10 protein-coding genes and 1 tRNA gene are annotated in these 14,561 nt (G+C 71.2%); 6 read left to right on the top strand and 5 right to left on the bottom strand.

All coding sequences use genetic code 11. The features are described from left to right. From ACSLIC_RS04835 to ACSLIC_RS04845, 3 genes are read left to right on the top strand one after another with little or no spacing between them, the layout of a single operon-like run. Nucleotides 1-1,767 (top strand): branched-chain amino acid ABC transporter permease, encoded by a 1,767-nt coding sequence (locus tag ACSLIC_RS04835; protein WP_436736427.1) that lies wholly within the window; start codon nt 1-3, stop codon nt 1,765-1,767. A 5-nt stretch (nt 1,768-1,772) separates the two neighbouring features. Beyond that, the gene (locus ACSLIC_RS04840; RefSeq protein ID WP_436736428.1) at nt 1,773-2,696 is read left to right on the top strand and encodes an ABC transporter ATP-binding protein; all 924 of its coding nucleotides are present in this window, start codon (nt 1,773-1,775) and stop codon (nt 2,694-2,696) included. Further along, a complete protein-coding gene (locus ACSLIC_RS04845; protein ID WP_436736429.1) occupies nt 2,693-3,409 on the top strand; it encodes an ABC transporter ATP-binding protein in 717 nt (238 codons plus the stop codon). The genes ACSLIC_RS04840 and ACSLIC_RS04845 overlap by 4 nt, the downstream gene beginning before the upstream one ends. A 74-nt stretch (nt 3,410-3,483) precedes the next feature. Here ACSLIC_RS04845 and ACSLIC_RS04850 read toward each other — a convergent pair whose 3' ends face one another. Further along, complete coding sequence (locus ACSLIC_RS04850) at nt 3,484-4,137, bottom strand: ANTAR domain-containing response regulator (protein WP_436736430.1); 654 nt, start codon at nt 4,135-4,137, stop codon at nt 3,484-3,486. 116 nt (nt 4,138-4,253) lie between these two features. Here ACSLIC_RS04850 and ACSLIC_RS04855 point away from each other — a divergent pair. Together ACSLIC_RS04855 and ACSLIC_RS04860 are read left to right on the top strand one after the other, a co-directional pair. After that, nucleotides 4,254-4,327: transfer RNA gene (locus ACSLIC_RS04855), tRNA-Leu, on the top strand. A gap of 108 nt (nt 4,328-4,435) precedes the next feature. Beyond that, entirely contained in the window at nt 4,436-5,212 is a 777-nt protein-coding gene (locus ACSLIC_RS04860; protein ID WP_436736431.1) for a transcriptional regulator, read from the top strand. A 40-nt stretch (nt 5,213-5,252) separates the two neighbouring features. On the opposite strand, the gene pyk is transcribed toward ACSLIC_RS04860, so the two are convergent. Next, the gene (gene pyk, locus ACSLIC_RS04865; protein ID WP_436736432.1) at nt 5,253-6,701 is read right to left on the bottom strand and encodes a pyruvate kinase; all 1,449 of its coding nucleotides are present in this window, start codon (nt 6,699-6,701) and stop codon (nt 5,253-5,255) included. Nucleotides 6,702-6,975: 274 nt separating this feature from the next. On the opposite strand from pyk, the gene ACSLIC_RS04870 reads away from it, so the two are divergent. Beyond that, the gene (locus ACSLIC_RS04870; RefSeq protein WP_436736433.1) at nt 6,976-8,790 is read left to right on the top strand and encodes a bifunctional metallophosphatase/5'-nucleotidase; all 1,815 of its coding nucleotides are present in this window, start codon (nt 6,976-6,978) and stop codon (nt 8,788-8,790) included. Between the two features lie 73 nt (nt 8,791-8,863). Here the strand turns inward: ACSLIC_RS04870 and ACSLIC_RS04875 are convergent, their stop codons facing one another. The 3 genes from ACSLIC_RS04875 to pepN form a co-directional block, all read right to left on the bottom strand. Continuing rightward, on the bottom strand, nt 8,864-10,276 hold the full coding sequence (locus tag ACSLIC_RS04875) for a lysine N(6)-hydroxylase/L-ornithine N(5)-oxygenase family protein (RefSeq protein WP_436736434.1): 1,413 nt from the start codon (nt 10,274-10,276) through the stop codon (nt 8,864-8,866). After that, the gene (locus tag ACSLIC_RS04880) at nt 10,273-11,655 is read right to left on the bottom strand and encodes a pyridoxal phosphate-dependent decarboxylase family protein (protein WP_436736435.1); all 1,383 of its coding nucleotides are present in this window, start codon (nt 11,653-11,655) and stop codon (nt 10,273-10,275) included. The genes ACSLIC_RS04875 and ACSLIC_RS04880 overlap by 4 nt, the downstream gene beginning before the upstream one ends. A 236-nt stretch (nt 11,656-11,891) precedes the next feature. Further along, nucleotides 11,892-14,465: an aminopeptidase N gene (gene pepN / locus ACSLIC_RS04885; protein ID WP_436736436.1), complete on the bottom strand. Its 2,574-nt coding sequence runs from the start codon at nt 14,463-14,465 to the stop codon at nt 11,892-11,894. Between the last annotated feature and the right edge of the window lie 96 nt (nt 14,466-14,561).

Genomic DNA, 14,561 nt, shown 5'->3' on the forward strand with positions numbered 1-14,561 from the left:
ATGACCACCCACACCACCACCGAAACCCAGGCACCCGCCACCCCCAAGGCCCGAAGGGCCCTGGGCTACGCCACCCTCGGCGGCGCCGCCCTCTCCTTCGCCAGCACCTTCCTGGCCTGGACCTGGACCGCCGAGTTCCCCGGCAACCTCACCGTCGACGGCTACCCCGGCGGCCTCCAGCTCCTCACCCTCACCGGAGCCCTGCTCACCGCCGTTCTCGTCCTCGGCGGACTCGGCACCCCCGGCCTGCGCTGGGCCACCCCCGGCGGCAAGTACGCCTCCGTCCGCCTCATGGCGCTCGGCACCTTCGCCACCACCTGGTTCACCGCCATCGCCATCGCCGTCGCACTCGGCGGCCTGGTCAACCTCGAACCCGGCGCCTGGCTCGCCGTCGTCGCCACCGCCCTCACCGTGGCCTGCGCCTTCACCCTCCCCCGCGAGGCCGAGCCCACCGGAGCCGGCGGCTGGGCGAAGTTCGCCGCCCTCTTCAAGGCCCCGGCCCCCGGCCCCGCCAAGGAACTCCCCGGCTGGGCCGAGATCCTCCTCATCGCCCTCGCCTTCGGCATCGGCCTGCTGGCTTTCACCTACGGCATCGGCACCGAAGGCGCCGAGGACTTCCTCGGCTTCCTCCTCCTCATCGGCTTCGGCGTCGCCGCCCTCGGCAAGTCCGGCCTCAGCCGCCGCCTCACCGGCCTCACCGTCAAGCACAAGAACGTGACGGTCACCGCCGCCTTCGTGTCGGCCTTCGCCTTCCCGTTCACCCAGACCAGCGACGCCTACACCAGCGTCGGCACCAACATCCTCATCTTCGCCACCGTCGCCCTCGGCCTCAACATCGTCGTCGGCCTCGCCGGCCTCCTCGACCTCGGCTACGTCGCCTTCCTCGGCGTCGGCGCCTACACCGCGGCCCTGGTCTCCGGCTCCCCCAACTCCCCCTTCGACATCCACGTGCCGTTCTGGGCGGCCGTCCTCCTCGGCGGCCTCGCCTCCCTGATCTTCGGCGTCGTCATCGGCGCCCCGACCCTGCGGCTGCACGGCGACTACCTCGCCATCGTCACCCTCGGCTTCGGCGAGATCTTCCGCATCGGCATGCAGAACCTCGACGGCACCAGCGGACCCGACATCACCAACGGGCCCAACGGCATCCCCAACATCCCCGACCTGGAGATGTTCGGCTTCAACTTCGGCGAGAGCCACACCGTCCTCGGCGTGGAACTCGGCAGGTTCTCCAACTACTACCTGCTGATGCTGCTCGTCACCATCGTCGTCGTCCTCGTCTTCCGCCGCAGCGACCAGTCCCGCATCGGCCGCGCCTGGGTCGCCATCCGCGAGGACGAGACCGCCGCCCGCGCCATGGGCATCAACGCCTTCCGGCTCAAGCTCCTCGCCTTCGCCCTCGGCGCCACCCTGGCCGGCCTCGCCGGCACCGTCCAGGCGCACGTCACCTACACCGTGACCCCCGCCCAGTACAAGTTCGTCGAGTCCATGCCGCCCAACTCCGCCTTCCTCCTCGCCGCCGTCATCCTCGGCGGCATGGGAACGGTCAGCGGCCCCCTCATCGGCGCCGCCCTGCTCTACCTCATCCCGGCGAAGCTCCAGTTCATGGCCGACTACCAGCTGCTCCTGTTCGGCATCGCGCTCGTGCTCCTCATGCGCTTCCGCCCCGAGGGCCTCGTCGCCGACCGGCGCAAGCAGCTGGAGTTCAAGGAGAGCGGCCAACTGGACACACCCAAGGGCGATATCGGCCTCAGCAAGGCGGGGGTGTAACCATCATGACCACCAGTACCAACCCGGCACCGGCCACCACCCCGGTCCTCGACGCCAGCGGCGTCATCATGCGGTTCGGCGGCCTCACCGCCGTCAACAACGTCTCCCTCCAGGTCAACGCGGGCGAGATCGTCGGCCTCATCGGCCCCAACGGCGCCGGCAAGACCACCTTCTTCAACTGCCTCACCGGGCTCTACGTCCCCACCGAGGGCACCGTCTCCTACAAGGAGAAGGTCCTCCCGCCCCGCTCCCACCTGGTCACCCAGGCCGGCATCGCGCGGACCTTCCAGAACATCCGGCTCTTCGCCAACATGACCGTCCTGGAGAACGTCCTCGTCGGCCGCCACACCCGCACCAAGGAGGGCCTCTGGTCGGCCCTCCTGCGCGGCCCCGGCTTCAAGAAGGCCGAACGCGAGTCCCACGAAGCGGCGATGGAACTCCTGGAGTTCACCGGCCTCGCCCACAAGCGCGACCACCTCGCCCGCAACCTCCCCTACGGCGAGCAGCGCAAGCTGGAGATCGCCCGCGCCCTGGCCAGCAAGCCGGGCCTGCTCCTGCTGGACGAGCCCACCGCGGGCATGAACCCCCAGGAGACCCAGGCCGCCCAGGAACTGGTCTTCGCCATCCGCGACCAGGGCATCGCCGTCCTCGTCATCGAGCACGACATGCGGTTCATCTTCAACCTCTGCGACCGCGTCGCCGTCCTCGTCCGCGGCGAGAAGCTCGTCGAGGGCACCCCCGACGTCGTCCAGGCCGACGAACGCGTCGTCGCCGCCTACCTCGGCACCCCCTTCGAGGGCGCCCCCGGCGACGAGGAGGTGGCCGAGGTCCGCGCGGCCGAGGCCAAGGCAGCCGACACCGCCCCGGCCGACGAGGCCACCAGCACCACCAGCAAGCCCCGCACGGAAGAAGAAGGGGACACCGAATGACCGCCCTGCTGGAGGTCAAGGACCTCAAGGTCGCCTACGGCAAGATCGAGGCCGTCAAGGGCATCTCCTTCTCCGTCCGCGCCGGCGAGATCGTCACCCTGATCGGCACCAACGGCGCCGGCAAGACCACCACCCTGCGCACCCTCTCCGGGCTCCTCAGGCCGGTCTCCGGCTCCGTCGTCTTCGACGGCGAGGAGATCACCGGAGTCGGCGCCCACAAGGTGGTCGCCAAGGGCCTCGCCCACTCCCCCGAGGGCCGCAGGATCTTCCCGAACCTCACCATCGAGGAGAACCTCAAGCTCGGCGCCTTCCTCCGCAAGGACGCCGACGGCATCGAGCGCGACATCGAGAGCTCCTACGAGCGCTTCCCCATCCTCGGCGAGCGCCGCAGGCAGGCCGCAGGCACCCTCTCCGGCGGTGAGCAGCAGATGCTCGCCATGGGCCGCGCCCTGATGTCGCAGCCCAAGCTGCTGATGCTGGACGAACCCTCGATGGGCCTCTCCCCGATCATGATGCAGAAGATCATGGAGACCATCGCGGAGCTGAAGGCCCAGGGAACCACCATCCTGCTGGTCGAGCAGAACGCCCAGGCGGCGCTCTCGCTGGCGGACCAGGGCCACGTCATGGAGATCGGCAAGATCGTCCTCTCCGGGACGGGCGCCGACCTCCTCCACGACGAGTCCGTCCGCAAGGCGTACCTCGGCGAGGACTGACCCCCACGGCCGTACGCGAGCGGGCCCGCACCCTCGGGGGGTGCGGGCCCGCTCGTCCGCGTACGGCGCCGGGCTCAGCCCTTGGCGGCGCGCTTCTCCTCGTCGTCCTCGATGACCGCCTCGGCGACCTGCCGCATCGACATGCGGCGGTCCATCGAGGTCTTCTGGACCCACCGGAAGGCGGCCGGCTCGGTCAGCCCGTACTGGGTCTGGAGGATGGACTTGGCCCGGTCGACCAGCTTGCGCGTCTCCAGGCGCTGGGAGAGGTCGGCGACCTCCTTCTCCAGCGTCCGCAGCTCGGTGAAGCGCGAGACGGCCATCTCGATCGCCGGCACCACGTCGCTCTTGCTGAACGGCTTCACCAGGTACGCCATGGCTCCGGCGTCCCGGGCCCGCTCGACCAGGTCGCGCTGGGAGAAGGCGGTGAGCATCAGCACCGGGGCGATGGACTCCTCGGCGATCTTCTCGGCCGCCGAGATGCCGTCCAGCACCGGCATCTTCACATCGAGGATGACCAGGTCGGGGCGGTGCTCGCGGGCCAGCTCGACCGCCTTGGCACCGTCACCGGCCTCACCGACGACGGAGTACCCCTCCTCCTCCAGCATCTCCTTGAGGTCCAGCCGGATCAGCGCCTCGTCCTCGGCGATCACCACGCGGGTCGTCAGCGGAGGGACGTGCGACACGTCACCGTCTGAGACGGGCTGGGACTCGGGCTCGGGGACGCTCACGGGGGTGCTCCTTGGCTCAGGGCGGGGCGCGCAGTTCTGCTGGTCCTACTATGGAGAGCCTACCTAGCTACGGTAAGCTCGACTCGAGCGGGTCGAGGGGAACCTTCGATTCGTAGGCCCCGGTAGTCCAATTGGCAGAGACGATGGCCTCAAACTCCATTCGGTGTCGGTTCGAGTCCGACCCGGGGCACTCACCTCACTTTTAAAGGTCACACCATAAAGGTAACCCTTTCACTCGAAAGGGTTACCTTTTCGCATATCCGAATGCTTTCGAGCGGCATTGCGCAGAATCGCCCACATGTACGATCGCGCTACCAGGAAGCACGCACTCTCCCTGCTCGGCACCGGAATGAGCCTCAGCAGCGTGAGCAGGCAGACAGGCATAGCCCGGGCCACGATCCGCAGCTGGACTGTGCGGGTGGAACCCCTGCCGCACCTGCGCCCAGCCACCTGTTGCCGCTGCGCGGACACACCGGCTCTCCCCTCCGACCAGGCCGCCTACGCGTACCTGCTCGGCCTCTACCTGGGCGACGGCTGCCTGACCCTGGCCCGACGCGGCGTCTACGTACTCCGCATCGCCTGTGCCGACGCGTGGCCGGGGCTCATCGACGCCTGCGCCGACGCCATGGGGAGGGTGCTGTCCAACAACGTCTGGCGGAGCCAGCGCCCCGGGTGCGTGGCGGTCTCCAGCTCCAGCAAGCACTGGCACTGCCTCTTTCCGCAGCACGGTCCCGGGCGTAAGCACGAACGCTCCATAGTCCTGGAGTCTTGGCAGCGAAACCTCGCCGATGCCCACCCCTGGGACTTCGTGCGTGGCCTCTTCCATTCCGACTGGTGCCGCTTCACCAACTGGACCGAGCGCACACTGGCGAGCGGCGAACGCCGCCGTAACGCGTACACGCGGTACTTCTTCACCAACCGCTCCGACGACATCCGCCTTCTCTACTGCGACACTCTGGACACGCTCGGCGTCGAATGGGGCGTCCTGCGCCATACGGGGAGGGAACTCAACATCTCCATAGCCCGCAAACCCTCCGTCGCCCTCATGGACGCCCACGTGGGGCCGAAGTACTGACCTGTTCCCAGCACCCCGGCCCGTGCGGCGGGCGGTGTGGTCAGGGGCGGGTGGCGGAGGTGGTGTCGTCCTCGCCGATGTGGTGGGCGCGGACGAGGTTGGTGGAGCCGGAGACGCCGGGGGGTGAGCCGGCGGTGATGACGACGGTGTCGCCGCGCTGGCAGCGGCCGACCTTCAGCAGGTACTCGTCGACCTGGTCGACCATCGCGTCGGTGGAGTCGACGTGCGGCCCCAGGAAGGTCTCGACGCCCCAGGTGAGGTTGAGCTGGGAGCGGGTGGCCGGGTCCGGGGTGAAGGCGAGGAGCGGGATCGGCGAGCGGTAGCGGGAGAGCCGGCGGACGGTGTCGCCGCTCTGGGTGAAGGCCACCAGGAACTTGGCGCCGAGGAAGTCGCCCATCTCGGCGGCGGCCCGGGCCACGGCGCCGCCCTGGGTGCGCGGCTTGTTGAGTTCGGTGAGCGGCGGGAGGCCCTTGGCGAGGATGTCGCTCTCGGCGGCCTCGACGATGCGGCCCATAGTGCGGACGGTCTCGGCCGGGTACGTACCGACGCTGGTCTCGCCGGAGAGCATCACGGCGTCGGTGCCGTCGATGACGGCGTTGGCGACGTCCGAGGCCTCGGCGCGGGTGGGCCGGGAGTTGTCGATCATCGAGTCGAGCATCTGGGTGGCGACGATGACCGGCTTGGCATTGCGCTTGGCGAGCTTGACGGCGTGCTTCTGGACGATCGGGACCTGCTCCAGCGGCATCTCCACGCCGAGGTCGCCGCGGGCGACCATGATGCCGTCGAAGGCGGCGACGATGGATTCGATGTCCTCGACGGCCTGGGGCTTCTCGATCTTGGCGATGACGGGGAGGCGGCGGCCCTCCTCGTCCATGATCCGGTGGACGTCCTCGATGTCGCGGCCGCTGCGGACGAAGGAGAGGGCGATGACGTCGGCACCGGTGCGCAGGGCCCAGCGGAGGTCGTCGACGTCCTTGTCGGAGAGGGCGGGGACGGAGACGGCGACGCCGGGGAGGTTGAGTCCCTTGTGGTCGGAGACCATGCCCCCTTCGACGACGGTGGTGCGCACCCGGGGTCCGTCGACGGCGGTCACCTCAAGGGTGACGCGGCCGTCGTCGACGAGGATGCGTTCGCCCGGGGTGACGTCGGCGGCGAGGCCGGGGTAGGTGGTGCCGCAGCTGTGGCGGTCGCCTTCCGCTTCGGGTTCGACGGTGATGGAGAAGTCGTCGCCGCGTTCAAGGAGTACAGGGCCTTCGGTGAAGCGGCCGAGGCGGATCTTCGGTCCTTGAAGGTCGGCGAGGATGCCGACGCTGCGGCCGGTCTCGTCGGACGCCTTGCGGACACGTGCGTAGCGTTCTTCGTGCTCGGCGTGGTGGCCGTGGCTGAGGTTGAGGCGGGCGATGTCCATCCCGGCGTCGACGAGGGCTTTGATCTGCTCGTACGAGTCGGTGGCCGGTCCTAGTGTGCAGACGATTTTTGCTCGGCGCATGGTTCGACCCTAGGCCCTACCGATGGGTAGACGTTTGGCCGCGCATGACTGGTCAACGTCCTTTTGGTGGAAGGGTATTGACAATTGTTGAAGTGTGCGCGGGGGCGCTCCGATGAGCGTCCGGGGGGGGCGTTCCGCACCCCGGCCGAGCGAAGGGGCGAAGGTGTGGACGAATGGGTTCCCTGTCACCGGACGGATACCTGCGAGGGGTGTTGCGCGAGGGTTCGCTGCGCCAGAATCTACGCGCGTTGTCTCAGTGAGCGAGGAGTGGATGATGGCGGTCGATCGCAGGGGTTTCGTGGGTGGTTCGGCGGCGGTGGGCGCGGGCCTCGCGCTCGGCGCGGGGGCGGGTGCGGCCTCGGCGGCGGGCGCGGCGGGACACGGCCCGGGGCCCGCCGGTGGCCGAGAGCGGCGGTACGCGTTCACCGTGATGGGCACGACCGACCTGCACGGCAACGTCCTGAACTGGGACTACTTCACGGATGCGGAGTTCGATGACGCGGACCACAACGATGTGGGCCTGGCCAAGATCTCCACGATGGTGCGGGAGATCCGCGAGGAGCGCGGCCACCGGAACACGCTGCTGATCGACGCGGGTGACACGATTCAGGGCACCCAGCTGTCGTACTACTACGCGAAGGTCGACCCGATCACGGAGGGCCGGGGGCCGGTCCATCCGATGGCGCGGGCGATGAACGCGATCGGGTACGACGCGGCGGCGCTCGGGAACCACGAGTTCAACTACGGGATCGAGGTGCTGCGGAAGTTCGAGGAGCAGTGCCGTTTCCCGCTGCTGGGGGCGAACGCGCTGGACGCGAAGTCGCTCAGGCCGGCGTTCGCGCCGTACGTGATCAAGCGGCTGCGGACGCCGCTGGGACGGGATGTGCGGGTGGCGGTGCTGGGGCTGACCAACCCGGGTGTGGCGATCTGGGACAAGGCGAACGTGCAGGGCCGGATGGTCTTCCCGGGGTTGGTGGAGCAGGCGGCGAAGTGGGTGCCGAAGCTGCGGTCGATGGGGGCGGACGTGGTGCTGGTGTCGGCGCACTCGGGGACGAGCGGCACATCGTCGTGGGGTGACCAGTTGCCGTACGTGGAGAACGCGGCTGCGCAGGTGGCCGAGGAGGTGCCGGGGATCGACGCGATCCTGGTGGGTCACGCGCACGAGGAGATCGCCGAGTACGTGGTGGTGAACAAGGAGTCGGGGCGGCCGGTGGTGCTCTCGGAGCCGCTGAAGTGGGGGCAGCGGCTGACGCTGTTCGACATCGAGGTGGCGTGGGAGCGGGGCCGCTGGGTGGTGGAGCGCGTCGCCTCAGAGGTGCGGAACGCGAACACGGCCGAGGAGGACCCGCGGATCGTGCGGCTGCTGGCCGAGGAGCACAAGGAGGTGGTCGCCTACGTGAACCAGGTGATCGGGACCTCGGTGGAGGAGATGTCGGCGGCGGAGGGGCCGGTGAAGGACGTGCCGATCATCGATCTGATCAACCATGTGCAGACGGAGGCGGTGCGGGCGGGGCTGGCGGGTGGCGCGTACGCGGAGCTGCCCTTGGTGTCGCAGGCGTCGTGCTTCTCGCGGACGGCGCGGATGCCGGCGGGTGAGGTGACGATCAAGGACGCGGCGGGGCTGTACCCGTTCGAGAACACGCTGGAGGCGCGGGTGCTGACGGGTGCCCAGCTGAAGGAGTACCTGGAGTTCTCGGCCCGGTACTACGTGCGGACGGCGGCGGGTGCGCCGGTCGATCCGGCGGCGCTGACCAACGCGGACGGGATTCCGGACTACAACTACGACGCGTTGTCGGGGGTGACGTACGAGGTGGACGTGGCGCAGCCGGTGGGGTCGCGGATCGTGGGGCTGGCGTACGAGGGTGAGCCGGTGGCGGCTCAGGCGCGGTTCGTGCTGGCGGTGAACAACTACCGGGCGAGCGGGGGCGGGGCGTTTCCGCACGTGGCGTCGGCGGAGCAGGTGTGGGCGGACCCGGAGGAGATCCGGAACACGATCATCGAGTGGGTGCGGGAGGAGGGGACGGTGGACCCCGCGGAGTTCGCTTCGGTGGGGTGGCGGCTGACGCGGGAGGGTGAGCCGGTGTTCTGAGGTTGGTGAAGGGGTGCGCGGCCGGGGGCGGGGGGCGTCCGGCCGCGTGGCCTTCCTGGAGGCCGCTGGGTGGTCAGCGGGGTTCGGCGAGGGGGGTGAGGGGGTGGCGGGGGTGGGGCTGGGTGCCGGCTTCGAGGCCGAAGGTGGTGAAGGCGGTGCGGTCGGGGAGGGGGTAGGGCTGGGTGCCGGTGAGGGTGTTGAGGATGGTGGCGGAGCGCCAGGCGGCGAGGCCGAGGTCGGGGGCGCCGACGCCGTGGGTGTGGCGTTCGGCGTTCTGGACGTAGACGGCGCTGCCGGTGCGGCTGATGGCGGGGTCGAGGTGGAGGCGGTAGCGGTCGTCGACGCGGGGGCGTTCGGCGTGGTCGCGGTGGAGGTAGGGGTCGAGGGCGGCGAGGAGCCGGTCGAGGGGGCGTTCGCGGTAGCCGGTGGCGAGGACGACGGCGTCGGTGGTGAGGCGGGTGCGGGTGCCCTGGGTGAGGTGCTCGAGGTGGAGTTCGACCTGGCTGGTGCCGACGCGTCCGGCGGTGCGGACGGCGACGCCGGGGGTGAGGGTGGCGTCGGGCCAGCCGCCGTGGAGGGTGCGGCGGTAGAGCTCGTCGTGGATGGCGGCGATGGTTTCGGCGTCGATGCCCTTGTGGAGTTGCCATTGGCGGGGCAGGAGTTGGTCGCGGGCGGTCTGGGGGAGGGAGTGGAAGTAGCGGGTGTAGTCGGGGGTGAAGTGTTCGAGGCCGAGTTTGGAGTACTCCATGGGGGTGAATGCCTCGGTGCGGGTCAGCCAGTGGATCTTCTCGCGGCCTTCGGGGCGGTGGCGCAGGAGGTCGAGGAAGATCTCGGCGCCGGACTGTCCTGAGCCGATGACGGTGATGTGGTCGGCGCCGAGGAGCCGTTCGCGGTGGGTGAGGTAGTCGGCGGAGTGGACGACGGGGACGACGGGTGCGTCGGCGAGGGGTTTGAGGGGTTCGGGGATGTGGGGGGCGGTGCCGATGCCGAGGACGAGGTTGCGGGTGTGGACGCGGCCGAGGGCTTCGGCTTCGCCGTCGGTGCCGGTCTGGGTGTAGTCGACGTCGAAGAGGGAGCGTTCGGGGTTCCAGCGGACGGCTTCGACCTGGTGGCCGAAGTGGAGTCCGGGGAGGTTGTCGGCGACCCAGCGGCAGTAGGCGTCGTATTCGGCGCGGTGGATGTGGAGGCGCTCGGCGAAGTAGAAGGGGAAGAGGCGCTGGCGGTGGCGGAGGTAGCTGAGGAAGCTCCAGGGGCTGGCGGGGTCGGCGAGGGTGACGAGGTCGGCGAGGAAGGGGACTTGGAGCGTGGCGCCGTCGATGAGCATGCCGGGGTGCCAGTGGAAGGCGGGGCGCTGTTCGAAGAAGGCGGTGCGCGGGGGCCGGGGGATGCCGTGGGCGAGGGCGGCGAGGGAGAGGTTGAAGGGGCCGATGCCGATGCCGACCAGGTCGTGGGGTTGGTCGTGGTCGGGGGTGTGCTGGGCGGTCATCGGGGGGTGTGTCCTTCCACCAGTTTCAGCATCCGGTCGAGGTCGCCGGGTTGGGTGTGCGGGTTGAGGAGGGTGGCTTTGAGCCAGAGCCGGCCGTCGGCGCGGGCGCGGCCGAGGACGGCGTGGCCGTCGTCGAGGAGGGTGCGGCGGACGGCGGCGACCTGGTCGTCGTCGGCTTGGGCGGGGCGGAACAGCACGGTGCTGAGGGCGGGGCGTGCGTGGAGGGTGAGGGCTGGGTGGTGGTGGATCTTGTCGGCGAGGGTGGCGGCGAGGTCGCAGACCTGGTCGACGAGGGCGCCGAGTCCGTCGCGGCCCAGCGCGCGGAGGGTGACGGCGATTTTGAAGGCGTCGGGGCGGCGGGTGGTGCGCAGGCTGCGGCCGAGGAGGTCGGGGAGGCCGGCTTCGGTGTCGTCGTGGGAGTTGAGGTAGTCGGCGGTGTGCTGGAGGGGGTGGAGGCGGGTGGCGTGGTGGACGGCGAGGATGCCTGCGGCGACGGGCTGCCAGCCGAGTTTGTGCAGGTCGAGGGTGACGGAGTGGGCGCGGTCGAGGCCGTGGAGGGCGTGTTTGCGGCGGTCGCTGAAGAGGAGGGGTCCGCCGTAGGCGGCGTCGACGTGGAGTTCGGCGCCGTGGGCGGCGCAGACGTCGGCGAGGGCGGGGAGGGGGTCGATGGCGCCGGAGTCGGTGGTTCCGGCGGTGGCGGCGACGAGGACGCGGTGGCCGGTGAGGGTGGCGAGGGTGTGGTGGAGGGTTTCGGGGTCGAGGGTGCCGTCGGGGGTGGGCACGGTGTGGGCGGGCGGCAGGCCGAGGAGCCAGGCGGCGCGGGGGAGGCTGTGGTGGGCGTTGGCGCCGTGGACGAGGTGGAGGGGGGTGGCGGGGTGGCGTTCGCGGGCGAGGAGGAGGGCGAGTTGGTTGGCTTCGGTGCCGCCGGTGGTGAGGAGGGCGTCGGGGTGGTCGGCGGTGGGGTAGGTCTCGCGGGCGAGGGTGCGGGTGACTTCGGTCTCCAGGGCGGAGGCGGCGGGGGCCTGGTCCCAGGAGTCGAGGGAGGGGTTGAGGACGGAGGCGGCGAGGTCGGCGGCGGCTGCGAGGGCGAGGGGCGGCGCGTGCAGGTGCGCGGCGCAGAGGGGGTCGGCGGGGTCGGCGGCGCCCTGGGTGAGGGCGTGGACGAGGGGGCCGAGGGCGGCTTCGGGGCCGGTGCCGTGGGCGGGGAGGAGGGGGTGGGCGGCGGCGTGGACGCGGCGGGCGGTGGTGGTGGGGCCGCCTGCGGGGAGGGGGCCGCCGCGGTCGAGGGCGCCGGTGCGCAGGGCGTCGAGGACGGCGGCGAGGAGGGGCGCGAGCGCGTCGGGTCCGGCGGTGCCTCCGGCGAGGGGCGGGGTGTTCATGGTTTCTGCTGGTCCTTCGGGCGCGCGCGGGCAGGAGGTTCCAGCTTGTTGGGGGGTGTCGGGCGGAAGGGTGGCGAGTGCGCGTTTTGGGTCCGAAGGGAGGATTTCGGCGGGGTTGGCGGGCGGGTCGCGGGGTGGGTCTGGTAGGGGCGGGCGTGGGGGTACGGGAGAGGGCGGCGGGTCCGCTCCCCCGCCGCCCTCTTCCGGTTTCTCGGCCCGGTGCGGCCGGCCCGGGGTCAGCCGGTGGTGTTCCGCTGCCCGTCGCGGACGCGCAGGGCGCGGGCGAGGTCGTCGATCTGGTCGGCGAGGCGGCGGCGGAGGGCGGGGACGAGGTCGTCCGTGGCGAGGGCGGCACGGCCGAGGGAGAGGGCTTCGTCGTCGACGGCGTACGCGGGGAAGGCGGCGGCGCCGGCGGCGGTGGCGATGGCGGGGCCGCGGCGGCGGGCGAGGTCGGGGGCTTCCTGGTAGTAGCGCTGGACGTAGGGGCGGACGAGGGCGGTCTGTTCGGGTTGCCAGAAGCCCTGGGCGGTGGCGGTGAAGAGGTAGTTGGAGAGGGTGTCGTCCTTGAACATGGCGTCCCAGGCGCGGCGTTTGGCGTCGAGGTCGGGGAGGGCGGCGCGGCAGCGGGCGGCGCCTTCCTGGCCGGTGGCGCTGGGGTCGGCGGCGAGTTCGGCGTCGACTGCGGCCTCGTCGACGGCGCCGAGGACGGCGAGGCGGTGCAGGATGCGCCAGCGCAGGGCGGGGTCGAGGGTGGGGCCGCCGGGGACGAGGCCGTCGTCGAGCCAGGCGCTGAGGGTGGCGGGCTGGGTGGCGCTGTCGATGAAGTGGCGGACGGCTACGAGGCGCAGGCCGGGGTGGGCGTCGGTGCGGTGGGCGCCGCCCTGGCCGCGGGTCCAGTCCTCGGTGCTGAGTCCTTCGGTGCGGCGCAGCAGGTCGCGGCAGAGGGCGGTGAGGGTGGCGAGGGCGGCGGGCCGGTCGTCGGGGTGGGTGTAGACGTCGGCGACGTGGCGGGAGGCGAATCCGAGGACGCCGGTGGTGACGGCGAGGTCGCTCTCGCGCGGAAGGTGGGTGCGGGCGGCGTCGAGGTAGGCGGCGGGGGCCAGTTCGCCGTCGCGGACGAGGTCGCGGGCGGTGTTCCACAGGACGGCGCGGGTGAGGGGGTCGGGGAGGGTGGCGAGGGTGGCGAGGGCGGTGGTCCAGGAGGTGGGGTCGAGGCGGAGTTTGGCGTAGGTGAGGTCCTGGTCGTTGAGGACGACGAGGTCGGGGCGGTGGCCGGGGAGGGTCAGGGGCTGGTTCTGGGGGAGGTCGAGGCCGAGGTGGTCGCGGCGGGCGGGGGGTCCGCCGGGGGTGTGGTCCCAGGTGGTGACGGTGATGCGGTGGGGGCGGGTGCCGTCGCGGTCGACGGTGAGCTGCCAGGTGGGGGCGGCGGGGGTGCCGGTGGGGGTCTCGGTGTCGGTGGCGTGGGCGGTGAGGGTGTCGACGCCGCTGGTGCGCAGCCAGTCGGCGGCCCAGGTGTGGACGTCGCGTTCGGTGGCCCAGGCGAGGTTGTCGAGGAAGTCGGCGAGGGTGGCGTTGGCGAAGCGGTGCCGGGTGAAGTGGCGGTTGATGCCGGCGAGGAAGTCCTTGTCGCCGAGCCAGGCGGTGAGCTGGCGCAGGGCGGCGGCGCCCTTGGCGTAGGAGATGCCGTCGAAGTTGAGGAGGGCGGAGGCGGTGTCGGGGACGGAGTCGGGGGCGGGGGCGACGGGGTGGGTGGTGGGGCGCTGGTCGGCGTCGTAGCCCCAGTCCTTGCGGCCGGTGGCGAAGTCGGTCCAGACGTGGGTCCAGCGGGTGGCCTCGGCGACGGTCTGGTAGCCCATGTACTCGGCGAAGGACTCGTTGAGCCAGATGTCGTCCCACCAGGTGAGGGTGACGAGGTCGCCGAACCACATGTGGGCCATCTCGTGGGCGATGGTGACGGCGCGGGAGCAGCGTTCGGCGTCGGTGACGGCGGAGCGGAAGACGTAGGAGTCGCGGAAGGTGACGAGGCCGGGGTTCTCCATGGCGCCGGCGTTGAACTCGGGGACGAACGCCTGGTCGTAGGAGTCGAAGGGGTAGGGCTCGTCGAACTTCTCGTGGTAGCGGTCGAAGAGGGCGGTGGTGGTGTCGAGGAGTTCGGTGGCGTCGGCGTCGAGGTGGGGGGCGAGGGAGCGGCGGCAGTGGATGCCGAAGGGCAGGCCGCGGTGTTCGGTGCGGACGGTGTGCCAGGGGCCGGCGGCGACGGCGACGAGGTAGGGGGAGATGAGGGGGGTGGTGGCGGCGCTCCAGCGGCCGTCGCCGTGGTGGGTGGTGGTGCCGTTGGCGAGGACGGTCCAGTGGGGTGGGGCGGTGACGGTGAGGTCGAAGCGGGCTTTGAGGTCGGGCTGGTCGAAGGCGGCGAAGACGCGGCGGGCGTCGTCGAGGAAGAGCTGGGTGTAGAGGTACGTCTCGCCGTCGGCGGGGTCGGTGAAGCGGTGCATGCCTTCGCCGGTGCGGGAGTAGGCCATGTCGGCCTCGACGGTGAGTTCGTGGGGGCCGGGGGCGAGGCCGGCCAGGGGGAGGCGGTTGCCGTCGAGGGCGGCGGGGTCGAGGGGGGTGCCGTCGAGGGTGACGGCGGTGAGGCGGGCGGGGTTCAGGTCGATGAAGGTGTCCCCGGCGGCGCGCGCGGTGAAGTGGACGCGGGTGCGGGAGGCGAAGGTGGCGTCGCCGGTGGTGAGGTCCAGGTCGACGGCGTAGCGCTGGACGTCGAGGAGTCGGGATCGGGTCTGCGCTTCGTCGCGCGTCAGGAGGGACATGCGGCCATGCTGCCCGATGGCGGCGGGCCGGCACAGGGGGGTCCGGCGGAGCACGGGGGTACGCCCCCCGAGGGCCGGCTCCTCGGGGGGCGTGGG

This window comes from Streptomyces sp. BBFR102 (genome assembly GCF_051397025.1).
Lineage (GTDB): Bacteria > Actinomycetota > Actinomycetes > Streptomycetales > Streptomycetaceae > Streptomyces.

What these genes read in the sequence shown, in the direction of transcription:
- ACSLIC_RS04835 (WP_436736427.1), top strand. Translation starts at nt 1, where the DNA reads ATGACCACCCACACCACCACCGAAACCCAGGCACCCGCCACCCCCAAG.
- ACSLIC_RS04840 (WP_436736428.1), top strand. Translation starts at nt 1,773, where the DNA reads ATGACCACCAGTACCAACCCGGCACCGGCCACCACCCCGGTCCTCGAC.
- ACSLIC_RS04845 (WP_436736429.1), top strand. Translation starts at nt 2,693, where the DNA reads ATGACCGCCCTGCTGGAGGTCAAGGACCTCAAGGTCGCCTACGGCAAG.
- ACSLIC_RS04860 (WP_436736431.1), top strand. Translation starts at nt 4,436, where the DNA reads ATGTACGATCGCGCTACCAGGAAGCACGCACTCTCCCTGCTCGGCACC.
- pyk (WP_436736432.1), bottom strand. Translation starts at nt 6,701, where the DNA reads ATGCGCCGAGCAAAAATCGTCTGCACACTAGGACCGGCCACCGACTCG.
- ACSLIC_RS04870 (WP_436736433.1), top strand. Translation starts at nt 6,976, where the DNA reads ATGGCGGTCGATCGCAGGGGTTTCGTGGGTGGTTCGGCGGCGGTGGGC.
- ACSLIC_RS04875 (WP_436736434.1), bottom strand. Translation starts at nt 10,276, where the DNA reads ATGACCGCCCAGCACACCCCCGACCACGACCAACCCCACGACCTGGTC.
- ACSLIC_RS04880 (WP_436736435.1), bottom strand. Translation starts at nt 11,655, where the DNA reads ATGAACACCCCGCCCCTCGCCGGAGGCACCGCCGGACCCGACGCGCTC.
- pepN (WP_436736436.1), bottom strand. Translation starts at nt 14,465, where the DNA reads ATGTCCCTCCTGACGCGCGACGAAGCGCAGACCCGATCCCGACTCCTC.